Origin of the sequence: Bradyrhizobium vignae, from assembly GCF_004114425.1 — a bacterium.
In the GTDB taxonomy this organism is placed as follows: domain Bacteria; phylum Pseudomonadota; class Alphaproteobacteria; order Rhizobiales; family Xanthobacteraceae; genus Bradyrhizobium; species Bradyrhizobium vignae.
The window spans coordinates 1-17,595 of the sequence record NZ_RDQF01000093.1 but is presented as its reverse complement, the minus strand read 5'-3'; the positions used below and the strand labels follow the sequence as shown (position 1 = coordinate 17,595).

The following is a 17,595-nucleotide window of genomic DNA, read 5'->3' as shown; positions in this document are numbered from 1 at the left end:
TGGCTTTCAGAGGGTGAAGCGACGAAGCAAAGCTCGGGCGAGTTGCGCCGCGAGGACGCGAAGGCATGTCTGCAGCCACGCACACGCTGTCACCTCACACTCCGTCATTGCGAGCGCAGCGAAGCAAATCCAGAATCTTTCCGCGGCGCGATTCAGGATTGCTTCGTCGCAAGGGCTCCTCGCAATGACGAGGAGGGGAGAGCGTGTACCACACGCCTCTCGCGTGCCCCGGGCGCAGCGCAGCGTGCCCGGCAATGCAAAGTATCGTCCGGAGTGATGCGCTGCAGAGCCGGGGCTCATGTCGCCGCACCGCGCCCTGTTGCCCGGGGTCCCGGCTCGGCGCCGCAGCGCTTCCGCGCGACAGCTTATCCGGGACGAGGTGAACGATGCGCCGTTAATTCAAAACCCGCTTGCTGTCCGGGCTGTCCAGCGAGAATGTCGGCACGTCGATCTCGAACCGCTCGCCGGTTTCGCTGACCATCTGGTAGCGGCCGGTCATGAAGCCCGAGGCGGTCGAGAGCGGCACGCCGGAGGTGTATTCGAAGCGCTCGCCGGGGGCCAGGATCGGCTGCTCGCCGACCACGCCCTCGCCCTTCACCTCCTGCTGGCGGCCGGAGGCATCGGTGATGATCCAGTGCCGCGTCTTGAGCTGCACGGTCTCCTCGCCCGAATTGGTGATGACGATGGTATAGGACCAGAAGTAGCGCGAGCGGTCGGCCGACGACTGCTCCGGAACAAAGTTCGGCTCGACGGTCACTTCGATCTGGCGGGTCACGGCGCGGTACATGGCTGCCATCATACCGAAATCCGGCCGGGGAACCAAACGCCGCGGCTGGCTTTGGCGACATCGTCCCGCCAGAATTCGAGGGGAAGGACGCTCCCCAAGCGAGACACCCTTATGTGATCCGGCTGCTTTGCGAGACGACAGCCGGACCATTAAACTCCTTCAATGTCGCGATTTGCGGAAGGGTTGTTAGGCCCCCGATGACCATTGCCGACCAAGTGACGGGATCGACGATCTCGGGAACCGCGGAAGTCAAACCCGCAGAGGCCAAGCCGCGCGCCGCCGCGCCGGCCATCACGCTGCCCGCCGTCGGCGAGCGCGAGCTCCGGCTCGATCTGTTCCGCGGCCTGGCGCTGTGGCTGATCTTCATCGACCATCTGCCGACGAGCCTGCTCACCTGGTTCACCATCCGCAATTACGGCTTCAGCGACGCCACCGAGATCTTCATCTTCATCTCGGGCTATACCGCTGCCTTCGTCTACGGCAGGGCGATGTTGGAGGGCGGATTCGTCATCGCCACCGCGCGCATCCTGCGCCGGGTCTGGCAGATCTATGTCGCCCACGTCTTCCTGTTCACGATCTTCCTCGCCGAAATCTCCTACGTGGCGACCAGATTCGAGAACCCGCTCTACACCGAAGAGATGGGCATCATGGACTTCCTCAAGCAGCCCGACGTCACCATCGTGCAGGCGCTGCTCTTGCGCTTCCGCCCCGTCAACATGGACGTGCTGCCGCTTTATATCGTGCTGATGCTGGCGCTACCCTTGATCCTGTGGTCGATGAAGTGGAAGCCAGACGTCACGCTCGGCCTCTCGGTGGTGCTCTATGCCGTGACGTGGGAATACGACCTCTACTTCTCGGCCTATCCGAACGGCTTCTGGGCCTTCAATCCCCTGGCATGGCAATTGCTCTTCGTCTTCGGTGCATGGTGCGCGCTCGGAGGTGCGCGCCGCATGTCGCGTATCCTGGCCTCGCCGGTGACCATGTGGATCTCGATCGCCTATCTCGTCGCGGCGTTCTACGTGACGCTGACCTGGTACGTGCCGCAGCTCTCACAGTTCATGCCGAAGCGTATCGAGCAGTGGATGTATCCGATCGACAAGACCGACCTCGACGTGCTGCGCTTCACGCATTTCCTGGCGCTCGCCGCGCTCACCGTGCGCTTCCTGCCCCGGGATTGGCCGGGCTTGAAATCGCGCTGGCTGCGACCATTGATTCTATGTGGTCAGCATTCCCTCGAGATCTTCTGTCTCGGGGTGTTCCTGGCCTTCGCCGGCCATTTCATTCTCGCCGAAGTCTCCGGCGGCGCAGCCATGCATGCGCTGATTAGTCTCTCCGGGATCCTGATCATGTGGGGCGTGGCCTGGGTGATTTCGTGGTACAAGCGCGTGGCTGACAAGAGCGGTGCGAAAACCAAAAACGCCGTCGGCAACGCCGATCTGGCGGGAGGGGGCTGATGAAGGCGAAGGTTCTCCTGAGCCTGATCCTGCTATGCGGTGGCCTCGCCGCGCCTGTGGCGCGTGCGGGCGATGCTGCGCCTGTCGCTTCCCATGCGCCCGCAGCCTGCGAATTGCCGCCCTATCTGCTGACCAGCGAAAGCCAGCTGCCCAAGGTCGCCGACGCCGTCAAGGCCGGCAAGCCGCTCGACATCCTGGTCATCGGCAGCCGCTCGACCACGATTCCGTCGTCGGAGAGCAGCTCATACCCGGCGCGCATGGAGGCGATCCTCAAGGAGAAGCTGCCACCGTCCGAGGTCGTGCACGTCTCCGTAGAAATACAGAGCAAGAAGACGGCAGAGGAGACCGCCTCCACTTTCGTTAAGCTGCTGGAAGCAAGAAAGCCTACTTTGGTGATCTGGCAGACCGGGACCGTGGATGCTATTCGATCCATCGATCCCGATGAATTTCGTAGCGCGGTGACCGACGGGGTTGTTGCGCTGCAAAAGACAGGGGCTGACGTCGTCTTGATGAATTTGCAGTACAGCCCGCGCACCGAAACCATGATCTCGGCGCAGCCTTTTCTCGATAATATGCGCGTGGTGGCGCAGGAGCACGACATCCCGCTGTTCGATCGTTTCGCGATCATGCGGCAGTGGAATGATCAGGGCCAGTTCGACCTGTTCAGCCCGTCCCACGGGCCTGAGCTAGCGAAGCAGGTCCATGATTGCCTTGGCCGGGCGTTGGCACAATTCGTGATCGACGCCGCTCATCTGGAGCCGGCCCAGCAGCAGAATTGAGGTCTAGCGTTAATGAGTTCTCTCCGCCCTTTTTGCCTGACGTCATGGCTGGCCGCGCCCGCAGCCGCAGTGCTGTTGTTGCTGACGCCGGCCTCGCAGTCACGTGCACAATCGCAGTCCGCACAGGCGACACCCGCACCCGCGCAGCCGGCTGATCCCGCGTCCGCTTCGCCTTCCCAGACCACCGTCGCCGCAAGGTCGTCCGAGCAGCGCGGCGTCACGTCGCGCGCCATCGACAAGGTGAAGGAGGTCGCAAAGTCTGCCGCCGACATCTTCAGCCGCGTGCCCTGCCTGCCGCCGAAGGGCGGCTCGAAGGCCATGGGCTCGCTGCCGCATGTCGCAAGCAAGCTCGTCGCCGGCCAGCCCGTCGTCATCGTCGCGTTCGGCTCGTCGTCGACCGCGGGATTCGGCGCGAGCTCGCCGGAATTCAATTATCCGAACCGTCTCGCCGCGCAGCTGCGCCGGCATTATCCGACCGCCGACATCACCGTCGTCAATGCCGGCGTCGGCGGCGAGGATGCACCGGAGATGATGAAACGCCTGCAGACGCAGGTGATCGACGTGCATCCGGATCTGGTGATCTGGCAGGTCGGCACCAACGCCGTGCTGCGCAATCTCGATCCGGCCGAGACCGCAAAGATAGTCGAGGACGGCATCAGCCGCATTCAGGCCGCCGGTGGCGCCGACATCGTGCTGGTCGATCCGCAATATTCGCCGGCCATCAACCAGCGTAAGGAGAGCGCCGGCAAGATGGTGAAGCTGCTCGGCAAGGTCGCCGAGCTCCGTCACGTCGGCATCTTCCCGCGCTTCGAGGTGATGCGCGACTGGCACGAGAACCAATCGATCCCGGTCGAGAGCTTCGTGATCGCCGACGGCCTGCACATGAACGATTGGGGCTACGCCTGCTTCGCCCAGCTGCTCGGCGATGACATCATTCGTTCGGTCGGCCAGATCAGGATCGGTGTGAACGTGCCCGCGGACGTGAGGACGTACCGGCCGATGTAGGCACGCTGCCGTAGGCTGAGCAAAGGCGCACCGCGCCGTGCCCACCATCTCGTCATTGTAGTCGAGAATGGTGGGCACGCTTCGCTTTGCCCATCCTACGAGACCTTCGCTTCCCTCACGCCTTCTCCAGCGCCGCCGTCAAATCCTCGATCAGATCGTCCGCATGCTCCAGCCCCGCGGAGAAGCGGATGAAACCCTCGCTGATGCCGAGCGCGGCGCGGTCTTCCGGCTTCAGGCGTTGATGCGTCGTGGTCGCCGGATGCGTGACGAGGCTCTTGGCATCGCCGAGATTGTTGGAGATCTTCGCAAGCTTCAGCTCGTTGAGCACGCGGAACGCCGCCTGCTTGCCGCCCTTGACCTCGAAGCCGACCAGCGTCGAGCCGCCACGCATCTGCTTTCTCACCAGCGCCGCCTGCGGATGATCGGCGCGGCCGGGATAGACCAGCCGCGAGATCTTGGGATGGCTTGCCAGCACCTCGGCGATACGCGCCGCCGTGTCGGTCTGCGCGCGCACGCGCACGCCCAGCGTCTCCAGGCCCTTGAGCAGGACCCAGGCGTTGAACGGCGATATCGAGGGGCCGGTCTGGCGCATGAAATTGTGGATGTGCTCGGCGATGAAGGCTTCCGAGGACAGGATGATGCCGCCGAGGCACCGGCCCTGGCCGTCGATATGCTTGGTCGCGGAATAGACGACGACGTCGGCTCCCAGCGCGAGCGGGCTCTGCCAGATCGGGGTCGCGAACACGTTGTCGACCACGAGCCGCGCGCCGCCCTTGTGCGCGATCTCGGCGATCGCGGGAATGTCGAGCACGTCCAGCGTCGGGTTGGTCGGGCTCTCCAGGAAGAACGTCTTGGTGTTGGGCTTCAATGCGCGCTGCCACTGGTCGAGATCGAGCCCGTCGACCAGCGTGGTCTCGATGCCGTAGCGCGGCAACAGGTCCTGGATGACATAAAGGCACGAGCCGAACAGGGCGCGCGAAGCGACCACGTGATCGCCGGCCTTCAGTGGCGCCAGGATCGCGGTCGTCACCGCCGCCATGCCGGTCGCCGCCGAACGCGCGGCCTCGGCGCCTTCGAGCTCGATCATGCGACGCTCGAACATCGCGATGGTCGGGTTGGAGTAGCGCGAATAGATGAAGCCGGGATCCTCGCCCTTGAACCGCGCCTCGCACTCCTCCGCGCTGGCGTAGACATAGCCTTGCGTCAGGAACAGCGCCTCCGATGTCTCACCATATTGCGAGCGCAGCGTCCCGGAATGGACCAGGCGGGTTTCGGGGCGGTAGTTGGCAGGCGACTTCGACATAGGGTCCTCCGACATGACCATTGGGCGAAAATGGTCACAAAAAAACCGGCCTGGATATCTCCACTGGCCGGGATCACAGAGGTCCCCGGCCTGTTTAGCGATTTATTTAACGTGGCTGCAAGCCGGCCGGCTCAAATCACCACGGGATAAGTGATGCTCATATTCCGCAATCCCCTTTCCGTCAAGGCGTCCATCGGCTAGCCGTAAAAGGCTGGTATGTCCCGCATTTCGGGATGCGTTTGACCCCTGATGAGGACCTCCGGTTGACGTTCACGGTCGCCGCCGACGCCAATGGTATCCTGCCCGACCGCATGATCGCGGCGATGGCAGAAGAAGGCCTCATCCTGCCCGCATACGACTTCGTGGAGAGCCAGATCCAGCCGGCAAGCCTCGATCTGCGCCTTGGCGACATCGCCTATCGCGTTCGCGCCAGCTTCCTGCCGGGGCCCGGCGCCACGGTCGCGGAGCGTATCGACGAGTTGAAGCTGCACGAGTTCAGCCTCGCTGACGGCGCGGTGCTGGAGACCAACTGCGTCTACATCGTGCCGCTGCTCGAAAGCCTCGCGCTGCCGCCCGAGATCGTCGCGGCGGCGAACCCGAAGAGCTCGACCGGCCGCCTCGACGTCTTCACCCGCGTCATCGCCGACGGCACCCGCCGCTTCGACATGATCGGCGCCGGCTATCACGGTCCGCTCTACGCCGAGATCAGCCCGAAGACGTTTCCCGTGCTGGTGCGCGAAGGCTCGCGCCTCTCCCAAGTCCGCTTCCGCACCGGCGACGCCATCCTCAATGCCGACGAGCTCGACGCGTTGCATGCGGCCGAGCGCCTTGTCGACATCGACGATGCCGATCTCTCGGGCGGCGTTGCGGTCTCGGTGGATCTGTCCGGCGAGAAGGCAAATGGCTTCGTCGGCTACCGCGCCAAGCGCCACACCGGCGTCGTCGACGTCGACCGTCGCTCCGGCTATGCGGTGGAAGATTTCTGGGAGCCGATCTCGGCCCGCCCCGATGGCAGCCTGATCCTCGATCCCGGCGAGTTCTACATCCTCGCTTCCAAGGAAGCCGTGCAGGTGCCGCCCGACTACGCCGCGGAGATGGTGCCGTTCGATCCCCTGGTCGGCGAATTCCGCGTGCACTATGCCGGATTCTTCGATCCCGGCTTCGGCTATGCCGGTGCGGGCGGGCTAGGAGCGCGCGCCGTGCTGGAAGTGCGCTCGCGCGAGGTGCCGTTCATCCTCGAGCACGGCCAGATCGTCGGCCGCCTCGTCTACGAGAAGATGCTGGCGCGTCCCGACGCGATGTACGGCCAGCGCATCGGCTCCAATTACCAGGCGCAGGGCCTCAAACTATCGAAGCATTTTCGGGTGTAGCCCGATCCTGTAGCCCGGACGAGCGCAAGCGCGTTCCGAGAAGGCCTCACTTGTGGCGCGATCCCGGATTAGCTTCGCTCCATCAGGGCTACAAGGTCTCGGCATGACCGATCCATCCCAACTCGACGCAAACATCCTCAACGACGTCGCGGACGCGCTGATCTATTCCGATCGCTCCGGCACGATCATGCGCTGGAATCGCGCATCGACCGCCCTGTTCGGCTTCTCCGCCGATGAAGCGCTCGGCCAGAACCTCGATCTGATCATTCCCGAACATCTGCGCGCGGCGCACTGGAAAGGCTTCGAGGCCGCGCTCGCGAGCGGGACGATGAAGCTTGCGGGCAAACCGACGCTGACCCGCGCGCTGCACAAGAGCGGGGGCAAGCTCTACATCGAGATGACCTTCGCGCTGGTGCGGGACACTGATGGCACAGTGCGGGGATCGGTCGCCATGGCACGCGATGTCACCGAACGCGTCGAGCGCGAGCGGGCCGCCAGGCTTGCGCAAAATTCGTGATGCGGAATTGCCGGGCCGCCGTGGCAGGGCACCCTGCATAGCCGTCACCGATTGCGCGGACAGAGCCTCACCCCTCCCTCTCCCCGTAAGCCCCGTAAGAACGGGGAGAGGGAGACGAGAGAGCCGAATTCCATTCATCGAAATGCGCTCCCGCAAGGCACGCCTGCGCCCTGCGCAGGAGGAATCGGCAATCGCCGTGCTAACAAGCCCCTGCCGCGCCCTGCGCGCGAAGAAATTGATTGGCACACCTGTTCATTGCCGCGCCGCAAATGGCGCTCGCGCCCGGGAGAGGACATGTCCGACATCGCCGAGATTCCGGTCGATGATCACGAGCGCCCGCTGCCGCCGCCTCCGCGGCAGGTCAAGAGCGCGCTGACCGACGGGCCGATCCTGCGCACGCTGCTCTCCCTCGCCTGGCCGAACGTGATCGGCCTGTCGGCCGGCATCTGCGTGGTGATTGCCGAGACCTCCTATGTGGGCCGGCTCGGCGTCGAGGCGCTGGCGGCGATGGCGCTGGTGTTTCCGACAGTGATCCTGACCATGACGATGTCCGGCGGCGCGATGGGCGGCGCTGTGGCGTCCGCCATCGCACGTGCGCTCGGCGCCGGCGACCGTGAGCGTGCCGGCACGCTCGCCGTGCATGCGATGCTGATCGGCATCAGCTTCGGTCTCGTCTTCATGCTGGGCATGCTGATCTTCGGGCCCAGGCTGCTCGAAATGCTCGGCGGCCGCGGCAATGTGCTGGCGCATGCGATCGCCTACACGCAGGTGTTTTTCGGCGGCGCTGTGCTGCCCTGGCTGCTCAACACCATGGCGGGCATCTTGCGCGGCACCGGCAACATGAAGCTGCCGTCATTCCTGATCCTCAACTCCGCGGCCTGGCAGATCGTGCTCGGCGGCACGCTCGGCCTCGGGCTTGGCCCGGTGCCGCAGCTCGGCATGCGCGGCGTCGCGGCCGGCGCGCTGATTGCCTACACCATGAACATCTGCATCATGGGCTGGTACCTGTTCTCCGGCCGCGCGCGGGTCGCGCCGAAGCTTCGAGGCCTTCGTATCCAACGGGCGATGTTCTTCGACATCCTGAAGGTCGGCGCCATCGCCTGCTTCTCGCCGCTGCAATCGGTGCTGACGATCTCGATCTTCACCCACATGCTGGCGAAGTTCGGCACCGCGATCCTCGCCGGTTACGGCATCGGCGCGCGGCTCGAATTCCTGCTGACCTCGATCGCTTTCTCGTTCGGCATCGCCTGTGTGCCGATGGTCGGCATGGCGATCGGCGCCGGCCGCATCGCGCGGGCCCGGCGCATCGCCTGGATCGCCAGTGCTGCCGCTTTCGCCGCGGTCGGCGCGCCGGCGTGCCTCGTTGCGATCTTCCCAGATCTCTGGGTCAACATCTTCACCGACAGCGTGGCCGTGCGCGCGGCAAGCCATCAATATCTCTCGACGGTCGGGCCGTTCTACGCGTTTTTTGGCCTTGCCACGACAATGTATTTCTCCTCGCAAGGCGCGGCCAAGGTGATCGGGCCGGTGCTGGCGCAGACGGCACGGCTGATCTACATCGCAGGCGTCGGCTGGTGGCTGTCGACGCACGACGCCAGCGCGCAAAGCTTTTTCTGGCTGGCCGCGAGCTCGATGGTCGTGCTCGGCCTGCTGTCGTGCTCCAGCGTGGTGCTGACGCGCTGGGGGCCACGCGCGACCAAAGCTGCGATCAGGCCGGCGCTTTCGGCTGCCGACTAGCGTTGTGACGGCGATGGGGGGCTAGGCCGCCGCAGCTGGAAATGCCCTTTGCATGGCGGCCACGGCCTCCTTCGTCTGCCCCTGAACGTAAGGCGCGAGCTCGTTCGGCAGCATGTCGATGATCCAGACGAGGCGGCACCTCGATTCGCCGTCGGCAATGACCTGCACCGAGGCGCTGTAATGCTTCAGCCGCTCGTTGTTGATCGCATAGACGAGACGCTGCCGCGCATCGTCGCAATCGACCAGCAACTCGCGCGCCACGGAGCCGTTGGCGAAGCTGACGATGCGCGCATCGCCGTCGAGCGTGCACGCCGTAACGAAGCCCGGCACCAGCCGGTGATGCAGCGCGCCGAAATCGCGCACCGCGTCCCAGACGTCGCGCGCGGAGGCGGGGAGGGGAATGTCGTTGTGGATGGAGGCCATGAAAAGCGTCCTTGATTTCGAAAGGTCGTTGCCGCAAACACCGTCATTGCGAGCACAGCGAAGCAAATCCAGTGATATTTCCGCAGAGACAGTCTGGATTGCTTCGTCGCAAGAGCTCCTCGCAATGACGAAGCAATTGGCTAGAGCTCACACACAAACCGCCTCGACATTATTTCCGTCGGGATCGATCAAAAACGCCGCATAATAGGTCGGGCCATAATCCCTGCGCGGCCCGGCGCCGCCATTGTCACGGCCGCCGCTCTTCAGCCCCTCGCTGTGGAACGCCTTGACCGCGTCGTGGTCCTTGGCGCGAAACGCGATATGCGCACCATCGGCCTTCCGTCCCTTGTTCAGGTGCAGCCACAGCGCTGGCTCGCCCTTCGGCCCGAACCCGGCATAGCCGTCGCCACTGGAACAGACGACGTAACCGAGCGGCGCCAGCACTGCGGTGTAGAAGCGCGTGGCGGCGTCGAGGTCGGCAACGCGCAATCCGATGTGGTCGTACATGATCATCTCCATTGTAGAAGCGTGCCGCGAATGGCACGCGCCGGAGACGACCCTAGTCAGTTGAGGGCAAGCTGCTCTTGGAGAATCTTGCGCTGCCCCTTCGAGGCCTGCCGGAACTTGGTTGGCGACACGCCGGCGGCGCGATGGAAGGTGCGGACGAAATTGGAGAGATCGCCGAAGCCGACGTCATAGGCGATGTCGGTGACGGCGGTGTCGTCGTCGGCAAGCTTGCGCGCGGCGTGCCGCAACCGCGAGCGCACCAGATATTGATGCGGGGTGACGCCGAGCACGCTCGAGAACAGCCGCAGGAAATGAAACGGGCTGAGGCCGGCCTGCTTTGCTGCCTGTTCGAGGTCGAGCTCGGCATGCGAGTTGTCGTCGATCCACAGCGCGGCCTCCACCGCGCGGCGGCGGTCACGCGCAGTCGGCGTGGCCGGCTTGCGGGCCTTGCCGGAGACGACGTCGACAAAACGGCCGGCGAGGATCTGGCCGATCTCGTCGAGGCCGAGGTCGCTGTTGCCATCTGCTGCCGTCTGGGCCAGCTCGCCCAGCACCATCAGTTCGGGCAGCGGCGGTGTCGCGCCGATCTGCCAGGTCTCGCGCCGTCCCCCGAGGGCATCGACCAGGTCCTCGCTGAAGAAGAAGCCGAGGCAGACGTCGCCGCTGACATGCTCATGCGTGCAGGTGTATTCCTCGCCGGGCGCGCCGATCAGCAACGAGCCCGCCACCAGCTCGAAGAAGCCGGCGCGGCAATGGCAGCCGAAGCTGCCAGAGCGCACATAGGCGATGGAATGGCCGGTGCGGCATTCCGCAAACGGCGTGTCGCCCGGTCCCGCATCGCAGCGAAACTCGGAGACCGTCATCGATGGCGTCGTCAGCAGCGCGGTCGCGTCCATCCCGCCTATCTAGGTAGCAGCGCGCGGCGGAGCAACCGGCAGCAGCACCTCGAACAGCGTCTTGCTGGCGACGGGATGGGCGCCTTCGAGCGCCAGCAGCCGTCGCTTGGAGATCACGCCGCCATAGGGCGAGAGCCGGCCGGTGTAATTGCCGGCCTCCAGCACCCGGTGGCAAGGCACGATCAGCATGAAGGGATTATTCGCGATCGCCTGCGCCACCGAGTGCGCCGCGCCGGAGGCGCCCAGCGCCTTGGCCACCTCGTGATAGGTACGCGTTTCTCCGCGTGGAATGGTGCAGGCGAACTCGTAGACCCGCCGGTTGAAGCCGGGCAGCCCGCCGGCATCCAGGCTGACGTCGGAGAAATCAGGATCACTGCCGCGCAGCAGGCCTTTGATGCCCTCGATCGCAAGCTCGGCGTTCTCGGACGGGCGCTGCTCGCGCGCCTCGGGATGGACCTGGAAGATCCGGCGGCGTGTGTCGATCTCCCGCGCCTCCGGCAATTGCACGGCGACCACGCCGCTGCTGCTCCAAATGATGCCGCAGCGCCCCAGCGCCGTGTCGAATATCGCGTACGCGCGCCCCACCATGCACACGCCCCACTCAGTGCACGTTTTCTCCCCCGACAGATCGATCATAACACCGCCACAATGCGGCGCACCTGGAATCTTACCAGGACGTTAACAACCGTCCGGGCGGACGCGCCAAACCGCTTGGCGGGAGGCGCCGTCTCGGCTAATCAGGAGCGGCGCAAGGCGCGCATCCGCGGGCGTAGTTCAATGGTAGAACGGCAGCTTCCCAAGCTGCATACGAGGGTTCGATTCCCTTCGCCCGCTCCAACACTTAGCCGGAAATTGCCGTACGGTTTTGTTGGCGGTTTTGCAGGATCTGTTCACTTCCTGTCTTCCAACTTCCTGATCCGCGCCTTGATGGCGGCGGAGCGGCCAACGTAGCGGCGGATGATCTTCTCGACCGACTCCTCCTCCCAGGCGAGCGTCTCGGCGATCTCGCGCATGGTGAAGCCGGCGATGTAGAACTTAGTCGCCGCGGTACCGCGCAAGTCGTTAAAGTGCAGATCGCGATCGGACATGTGGGCGTCGATCTTGGCCTTATTGAACGAACTCCCAAAACCGTCGGCCGTCCACGGTCGACGTTTGCTGCTGGTGAGGATCGTGGTTGCCCGCTTCGGAATGCTCGCGAGCACCGCACGCAAGCCGTCGTACAACGGAATGATCGCCTCGCGGCGGTGCCTGCTCTTGCCGGTCGTCAGCACAATGGCGTCATCGCCGACGTGAGACCAGGACAAGCGGATCAGGTCGCCGAGCCGCAAGCCGGTGTGTCCGGCGAGGTCGACGGCATGGGCGATCTCGGCCGAGCAGCTGGTCTTGATGCCGGCGATATCGGAGTCAGTCCAGATGATCTCGGATCGATCGTTCTCGTAGAGGTGCTTGATGCCCTCGCAGGGGTTTCCGGCGATCTTGCCGAGCTCGACGGCATGGGCGAGGGCGCGGGACAGAACTTGTAGCGCATAGTCAGCGGTGCGCGGTGTAGCCGCCCATCGGCCGCGCCAGCGCCGGATCACGGGCCGAATCTTTTCCGGCCGATCGAACTGCGCAATTCGGAGATCGCCAAAGTAGTCAGCCACGCGATCGAGCCATTTCCCCCATTGCGCGCGCGTCGAGTCCGCGAGCTTCTTGTATTCTCCGCTCGCCTTGTAGTCGGCGACGATGAAGCGGAAGCGGCTCTTGTCGGGCGTGCGGTGCTGCTCGACGGTCTCGTTGTAGGAAGCGACAAACTCAGGTGTTCCCGGCTCGCCGCGAAGGCGGGGACCGCCCCGCCATGCGTACCAGTAGGTGTGACCTTTGGAATTGACTTTCGCTATGCCCTTCAAATCAATCTTGACCATGGCTAGCCTCGAAGTCCGCGAGCTCTTGATCCAGATCGGGCTCTGCGGTTCCGGCATCCTGCTCCGGCCGACCCGCAATGACAATGATCCTGCCGCCCTCGATCTCGACCCGCGCGACCGGCAGGCCGGCCGCCACTGCGGCCTTGATGGCCTTAGTGACGTCGGCTTGGCGGAAGAGCTGGCGGCCGCGGCTCATGGATCAGGCGGTCCCAGCCTTCACGTTGTTCAGTCGCCTATCGAGAAAAGCCGGGATGTCCGGCATTTCTGTTGCGGTAGTGCCGGCTTCCGGTTTCCACCTGTCGGTGACGACCTCCTTCTTCTGCTCCGACGCCATAGCGACGGCCATCAGGAAGTCTGCAAGATTGCGTAAGGCAGACGGCGAGCACAACCCGACAAATCTATCGGCGGGCTTCGTGTGCAGCTCGAGCAGGGCCATCACGTTAGAGACAAACGATCCAGTCTCCCAATCCGTCTCGACCCCTAGCTTCTGTGGTTCTGGTGGTGTGACCGAAGACGGTAGGTCCGGCGGCGGTCCGTCGAGGATGGCATCGGCGTTGCGCTTGGCTTCCCACTCCGCCTCCCAATGCGCCTGCTCTGCTTCCCGCTGTGCCCGATCTGCATCCGAATGCGCCTGCGCAATCTCGTCGACGATAGATTCAGCAACCTCGTCGGTCTCTGGATCCTGCTCCAGAAGAGCCGCGACCGCTTTCTGGTAACAAGGGTCTTCTTTGAAGTCGTCAAGCTCCACTAGCTTGACCAGCGTGGCGTCGGGGTGGTCGTCACCATGACGGTGTCGACCGATGCCGACCTTGATCACACGCTCGGCCTCTCTATGCGTCAGCCGCTTGTCGGTGGCGTGCTTAGCAAGCTCATCGATGATCGCGGGCAGATCGTCATCCACGCATTCATCGACCAGTGCATAGACTGTGTTCGCAGCGAGTCTCAAATTCCGCACTATGGGGAATTTGGTGTTCAGCCTGGCCGCGTTCATGTATCGCTCGGCCGTGCTCGGTGCATACTCAAACTCGGTCCAGATCCAGCTGAGCCAATTACCGTGCTCGCATTGCGCCTTGGCCTCGATCAGAAGATTGCCGAGGTCGAAGATGCTGGCGCGCTGGAGTTTGTGGATATCGTCGGCGATCGTCTCAAGAGACCGGTTTTTCCGCTTCGTCATATGATCAACCTCCGACTGGAAGCAGCATCGTAGAGGGCGACGGCTTTGGGATTGAGCTTGGTGCCGATGCGGAGTGGCATGTTGAGCGGCGCGATGTGCCCGAATAGCCGGCCGCGCTCGTATTCCCATTCGCCGTTGCGCCAGTCGAACGGGATACCGCGCCGGACATCGGAAAGCCCCAGCTCAAATGCCGACGATGACATGATCTGCACAGTTGTGATTGTGACTGTTGGCACTTGATCCACATCGTGCTGGTATGCGCGCATGCGTTTCCTGGTCGCCATCAGCCGGCCGCCTTCTCGCGCTGCTGCTCGCGTTCGGCTCGCTCGCGGATCGACCTGTTCAATTCGGTGGTCATCGATGACAAGTTGCGAGCCGCCCATTCCTGAAGCTTTCGCTTCACGTCAGCGGCGATTTTCACGGTCAACATTGACGTATTCTGCGCTTGGTTCACACCTCACCTCCTGTGTGGAAAAAGTTGAAAAATCACGGATGCAATATGGATTGCGCCACTATGGCAAACCTAGGGCATCCGTTCCGAAAAGACCTGCAATAACATGCACTTAACCGGTGCATGGTTTTGTTGAATCCATTGAGGAATTTCGATTGCGAGTCTTGGGGAGGCGCTGGCGCGGTCTTGGTGAGGAATTTATCGCGCACCTGTGATGATGAAAAACAGAAAAGGCCCGCCGCGGTGAACGGCGGGCCTTGCGATTGATGATGGCGGATCAGCGCGCGGCGACGCGCTCGGCGTCTAGCTTCAAGATCATCTCGATCAACGTCTCTGCATCAAGCGAGCCGACCACTTCGTACTTCTGCATGAACGCAAGCTTGGCAACATTCCCGTCCTCCGTCTGCACGGGATACGCCGTAATTCTGTACTCGAGGTCGACTGTCTCCCAGCTGGCGGCCCGGTACTCTGGCGTGTCCGTGGCGGCATCGTCGCCACCTCCGCCTTATCAGCAAGGACATCCCAGCGCGCGAGGAAGAAATCCGGGTCGGCACTGCGAAACACAACGACCTATGGCAGAGAGAAGATCCTGCAGCTCGGCAATCTGGATCGATCACGTTTATGGGCGGATTGTTCAATGTCGCGATCCACAGTCCTGTGGACGGTCGCTCGATCGTGATCTGGGGGCATGGACAACTGCATTTGTTCTAAGAGATGACTTCGTCCGCGCGAGCAGCTTGCCGGTACTTCGATTCCGGCCGCGGCGGCCGTACTGAGGTTGATGACGAATTCGAAGGTTGCCGGTTGAACGAGGGCGATAGTCATGCCCTATGGCGAAGCCGTACAGCGGCTTTGGTGCTTGGCCGGTCTGAGTGCGTGGAAAGGGCCACGCCCTCTATCAGCATCGTTCTACAACACCTCGGCACGAACTTGAGCCACGCCACGATCCGTAATCCCTAAGCTGTGCGCGGCGGCCAAGGATAGGTCTAGAATGCGGCCCCGGACCCATGGCCCGCGGTCATTGACGGTGACAATGACGCTCCGGTTGCCGTAAGTGACGCGTAACTTGGTACCGAACGGCAGGCCGCGGTGCGCCGCGGTCATGAGATTTCGATCAAACAATGAACCGCTAGCCGTCCTGCCTTTGGCATACGAATAGTAGGAAGCCTTTCCGGAAAAGACCCGCTTGAAAGATTGAGCTGGATGATCGTTCGGGGGCTCTTGCGCCGGTTGCGCTTGCTGTACGGTCGGAGGTTGCGATTGCGGCTCATCCTTCTTTGTCTGATTAAGTCCGTCAAGAGTTGGCTCCGCGTGAGCCTTTGGGATGATGGACCACCTGTCATCGAAGGACTGCGCCACAGCAGGATTCGCATGGATCGCCATCCACGCCGGCATTGTTGCAATCGCGATCATTCCGCAAAAAAGTCGCATGATCGGCCTCACGCACAAATGACACTGGTGGACAATGCAAACTCATTCGCCCGCGTTCCTGCGCACGCGTTCACGTGCAGAACAAAGGTGAATTGGTACCGGTGGTTGAACGTGATGTTCCGGAGATGTTCAGGAGCGGCGCAGCAAACGGCCATTTCGCTGCGGCGCATCACACCAGGTGAGGTGTTTCGAGTTTTACGAAATGAAGCGCTCTAACCGGCCCATGGAAAAATTCGTGTGCGGGGGCGGTGAATCAAGATTTCTGACAAGAAAGGAATTTAGTCTAGTGACGAAATCGAATAGTACGGCACCAAAGCATCTACGCAAAGAGTCTGGCGAATTCTCCGGTGTTCTAACTCCCGCATCGGATGAATCCGCTAGAGGGCAGCAACTGGCTCGCCGCGGAGGTAGCGAAGATCCTTCTTTTTGGTGATCCAAGGCACGGGTGTACGGACCTAGGGTGCGCGTGGTACCGCCGAAAAGAAGAGCCCGAAGACGGTCATCTTCTTGATCTAATCGATCTCAGCCATCAGCTCGGGGCAGAGCACTTCCCCGGCTTCGTCGAACAACAGCCACCAAGCTGCTTCGCCATTCACGCCCAACTTCAATGCTCTTCCTCGGACAAACCTCTCGTGAAGGTGTTCTGCAGGATCTCGTCGCGATTGCTGTTCAGGATGGCGCGGACCTGGTCCATCGCAGTTCCGATCGGGGTTGGTGCCCAGTTCGCGAACCGAGTCTTGAACGAATTCGGCGTCTCGGCGAGCACGCCGGACTCGCTCGAGAGATGACCGCTGCCAGCGAGGCCGGTCCCCTGCAAAACTGCTTTTGCCTTGCGGATCATGTAGCGTCTCCTTTGTTATTCCTGTTCACTCAGGGATTGTGCGTATGTCTTGCGATAGGGATAGAAGCGCTCCTTCTGGCCCTGCTGCCACGCCGCTTTGAGCTCTGGGGTAGTGATGTCCCGATCCGGTCGGCATTTTCTGGTGACCGCACGCAGGTCCTGACGGAGTTCCGCCATCGTGGGCCGGCCGAAGAACCAGTAGCCGTTGTAGATCTTGTAGATGACGAGACCGGGCTCGAGCACGACCACATGCGGGATCATGGGATTGTGCGCGGGATCGGTGTATTCGGCGATTTCGAGATCCTTCTGGACGACACGTCGGGGATCGGACAGGAACGGCCAGTGCGCACCGACACCGCTGCGGCTTTCGTTCGTCTCTGCGATGGTGTCGGTGCTGATCGTCACCAGGCGGCAGTAGCCCACTTCCATCTCGCGATAAAGCTGGACCAGTCCCTCAGCCTGCCGGCGATCCTTCGGGCAGTAACCGCCGCGGCTGAGGACGAGGATCATCGGATCCCCGCCCTGCAGCTCCGATAGCCTTCGACGCTTTGCGAAGTGGTCGGTGAGTTCGTAGTCGGGAAACACCGCACCAGGGACCATATCAGACCGCATTGGAACGTCCTCCGCCTCTCTTTGCCTACGCCTTCAGCAAGCTGACATCGACCGGCATCTTGCGCAGGCGCTTGCCGGTTGCGGCGAAGATCGCATTGGCGATTGCGGGAACAATCGCGGATGTCCCGCTCTCGCCCAGACCGCCCGGCGGCTCCGTGCTTTTGACGACGTGGACTTCGATCGCGGGTGCCTCGTTCATTCGGATCATCTGATAGGTGTAGAAATTGGTCTGTTCGACACGGCCGTTCTTGAGCGATCTCACCATAGACGGCGGCCGTGTGAGTGGCGGAGTAATTCTCCCCACTTATGGCATTTGAAAATTCCCCAGTTTTCGTGACGGCCGACCGGCCAGGGCATGCCCTGGCCGGTCGGCCGTCGCGTCGAATCGCCGACGTTCCTCCTGC

The 17,595-nt window shown here is 62.8% G+C and carries 21 protein-coding genes, 1 tRNA gene, 1 pseudogene and 1 riboswitch; of the genes and pseudogenes, 7 read left to right on the top strand and 16 right to left on the bottom strand.

Annotation, left to right across the window (positions count from 1 at the left end; translation table 11 throughout):
- Window positions 1-394: 394 nt before the first annotated feature.
- The gene (apaG, locus tag EAV90_RS37460) at window positions 395-787 is read right to left on the bottom strand and encodes a Co2+/Mg2+ efflux protein ApaG (RefSeq protein ID WP_025033430.1); all 393 of its coding nucleotides are present in this window, start codon (window positions 785-787) and stop codon (window positions 395-397) included.
- Between the two features lie 197 nt (window positions 788-984).
- Here apaG and EAV90_RS37455 point away from each other — a divergent pair, with 197 nt between their 5' ends.
- Genes EAV90_RS37455 through EAV90_RS37445 form a run of 3 tightly spaced genes read left to right on the top strand, consistent with a single transcriptional unit; the run spans window position 985 to window position 4,025 of the window.
- The gene (locus EAV90_RS37455; RefSeq protein WP_122406076.1) at window positions 985-2,241 is read left to right on the top strand and encodes an OpgC domain-containing protein; all 1,257 of its coding nucleotides are present in this window, start codon (window positions 985-987) and stop codon (window positions 2,239-2,241) included.
- A complete protein-coding gene (locus tag EAV90_RS37450; RefSeq protein WP_122406075.1) occupies window positions 2,241-3,020 on the top strand; it encodes an SGNH/GDSL hydrolase family protein in 780 nt (259 codons plus the stop codon). The genes EAV90_RS37455 and EAV90_RS37450 overlap by 1 nt, the downstream gene beginning before the upstream one ends.
- A 12-nt stretch (window positions 3,021-3,032) precedes the next feature.
- On the top strand, window positions 3,033-4,025 hold the full coding sequence (locus tag EAV90_RS37445) for an SGNH/GDSL hydrolase family protein (RefSeq protein ID WP_122406074.1): 993 nt from the start codon (window positions 3,033-3,035) through the stop codon (window positions 4,023-4,025).
- Window positions 4,026-4,140: 115 nt separating this feature from the next.
- Here the strand turns inward: EAV90_RS37445 and EAV90_RS37440 are convergent, their stop codons facing one another.
- Entirely contained in the window at window positions 4,141-5,328 is a 1,188-nt protein-coding gene (locus tag EAV90_RS37440; protein WP_162500500.1) for an O-succinylhomoserine sulfhydrylase, read from the bottom strand.
- Between the two features lie 73 nt (window positions 5,329-5,401).
- A riboswitch (SAM riboswitch) is annotated at window positions 5,402-5,481 on the bottom strand.
- 80 nt (window positions 5,482-5,561) lie between these two features.
- Here EAV90_RS37440 and EAV90_RS37435 point away from each other — a divergent pair.
- From EAV90_RS37435 to EAV90_RS37425, 3 genes are all read left to right on the top strand, one after another.
- A complete protein-coding gene (locus EAV90_RS37435) occupies window positions 5,562-6,698 on the top strand; it encodes a 2'-deoxycytidine 5'-triphosphate deaminase (RefSeq protein WP_129146290.1) in 1,137 nt (378 codons plus the stop codon).
- A gap of 103 nt (window positions 6,699-6,801) precedes the next feature.
- Entirely contained in the window at window positions 6,802-7,215 is a 414-nt protein-coding gene (locus EAV90_RS37430) for a PAS domain S-box protein (protein ID WP_129146289.1), read from the top strand.
- A gap of 294 nt (window positions 7,216-7,509) precedes the next feature.
- On the top strand, window positions 7,510-8,952 hold the full coding sequence (locus EAV90_RS37425; protein WP_129146288.1) for an MATE family efflux transporter: 1,443 nt from the start codon (window positions 7,510-7,512) through the stop codon (window positions 8,950-8,952).
- 21 nt (window positions 8,953-8,973) lie between these two features.
- Here EAV90_RS37425 and EAV90_RS37420 read toward each other — a convergent pair whose 3' ends face one another.
- The 4 genes from EAV90_RS37420 to EAV90_RS37405 form a co-directional block, all read right to left on the bottom strand.
- Window positions 8,974-9,375, bottom strand: coding sequence for an SRPBCC family protein (locus EAV90_RS37420; protein WP_129146287.1), 402 nt, complete (start codon window positions 9,373-9,375; stop codon window positions 8,974-8,976).
- Between the two features lie 147 nt (window positions 9,376-9,522).
- Window positions 9,523-9,882, bottom strand: coding sequence for a VOC family protein (locus EAV90_RS37415; protein WP_162500498.1), 360 nt, complete (start codon window positions 9,880-9,882; stop codon window positions 9,523-9,525).
- Window positions 9,883-9,938: 56 nt separating this feature from the next.
- Window positions 9,939-10,778, bottom strand: a complete 840-nt coding sequence (locus EAV90_RS37410) for a helix-turn-helix transcriptional regulator (protein WP_129146286.1) — start codon at window positions 10,776-10,778, stop codon at window positions 9,939-9,941.
- Between the two features lie 9 nt (window positions 10,779-10,787).
- Entirely contained in the window at window positions 10,788-11,366 is a 579-nt protein-coding gene (locus tag EAV90_RS37405) for a methylated-DNA--[protein]-cysteine S-methyltransferase (RefSeq protein ID WP_129146285.1), read from the bottom strand.
- A gap of 175 nt (window positions 11,367-11,541) precedes the next feature.
- Between EAV90_RS37405 and EAV90_RS37400 the strand changes: the two genes are divergently transcribed.
- Window positions 11,542-11,615: transfer RNA gene (locus tag EAV90_RS37400), tRNA-Gly, on the top strand.
- A gap of 53 nt (window positions 11,616-11,668) precedes the next feature.
- Here the strand turns inward: EAV90_RS37400 and EAV90_RS37395 are convergent.
- From EAV90_RS37395 to EAV90_RS37365, 10 genes and pseudogenes are all read right to left on the bottom strand, one after another.
- Entirely contained in the window at window positions 11,669-12,682 is a 1,014-nt protein-coding gene (locus EAV90_RS37395; protein ID WP_129146284.1) for a site-specific integrase, read from the bottom strand.
- Window positions 12,669-12,878 carry a hypothetical protein gene (locus EAV90_RS37390; RefSeq protein ID WP_129146283.1) on the bottom strand — a complete coding sequence of 70 codons (210 nt, stop codon included), beginning with the start codon at window positions 12,876-12,878 and terminating at the stop codon, window positions 12,669-12,671. The genes EAV90_RS37395 and EAV90_RS37390 overlap by 14 nt, the downstream gene beginning before the upstream one ends.
- Window positions 12,879-12,881: 3 nt before the next feature.
- Window positions 12,882-13,856, bottom strand: a complete 975-nt coding sequence (locus EAV90_RS37385; RefSeq protein WP_164937274.1) for a DUF3102 domain-containing protein — start codon at window positions 13,854-13,856, stop codon at window positions 12,882-12,884.
- The gene (locus EAV90_RS39950; RefSeq protein ID WP_164937273.1) at window positions 13,853-14,140 is read right to left on the bottom strand and encodes a hypothetical protein; all 288 of its coding nucleotides are present in this window, start codon (window positions 14,138-14,140) and stop codon (window positions 13,853-13,855) included. The genes EAV90_RS37385 and EAV90_RS39950 overlap by 4 nt, the downstream gene beginning before the upstream one ends.
- On the bottom strand, window positions 14,140-14,286 hold the full coding sequence (locus tag EAV90_RS39945; RefSeq protein WP_164937272.1) for a hypothetical protein: 147 nt from the start codon (window positions 14,284-14,286) through the stop codon (window positions 14,140-14,142). Before EAV90_RS39945 ends, EAV90_RS39950 begins: the two co-directional genes overlap by 1 nt.
- 298 nt (window positions 14,287-14,584) lie before the next feature.
- The gene (locus EAV90_RS41360) at window positions 14,585-14,716 is read right to left on the bottom strand and encodes a hypothetical protein (RefSeq protein WP_283810527.1); all 132 of its coding nucleotides are present in this window, start codon (window positions 14,714-14,716) and stop codon (window positions 14,585-14,587) included.
- 500 nt (window positions 14,717-15,216) lie between these two features.
- Window positions 15,217-15,738, bottom strand: a complete 522-nt coding sequence (locus tag EAV90_RS37380) for a septal ring lytic transglycosylase RlpA family protein (protein WP_245509719.1) — start codon at window positions 15,736-15,738, stop codon at window positions 15,217-15,219.
- A gap of 721 nt (window positions 15,739-16,459) precedes the next feature.
- Window positions 16,460-16,579, bottom strand: a pseudogene (locus EAV90_RS41560) (OsmC family peroxiredoxin); the annotation flags it as partial.
- A 15-nt stretch (window positions 16,580-16,594) separates the two neighbouring features.
- Window positions 16,595-17,191 carry a redoxin domain-containing protein gene (locus EAV90_RS37370; protein ID WP_208738578.1) on the bottom strand — a complete coding sequence of 199 codons (597 nt, stop codon included), beginning with the start codon at window positions 17,189-17,191 and terminating at the stop codon, window positions 16,595-16,597.
- A gap of 25 nt (window positions 17,192-17,216) precedes the next feature.
- Window positions 17,217-17,456 carry a hypothetical protein gene (locus EAV90_RS37365; RefSeq protein WP_245509717.1) on the bottom strand — a complete coding sequence of 80 codons (240 nt, stop codon included), beginning with the start codon at window positions 17,454-17,456 and terminating at the stop codon, window positions 17,217-17,219.
- Between the last annotated feature and the right edge of the window lie 139 nt (window positions 17,457-17,595).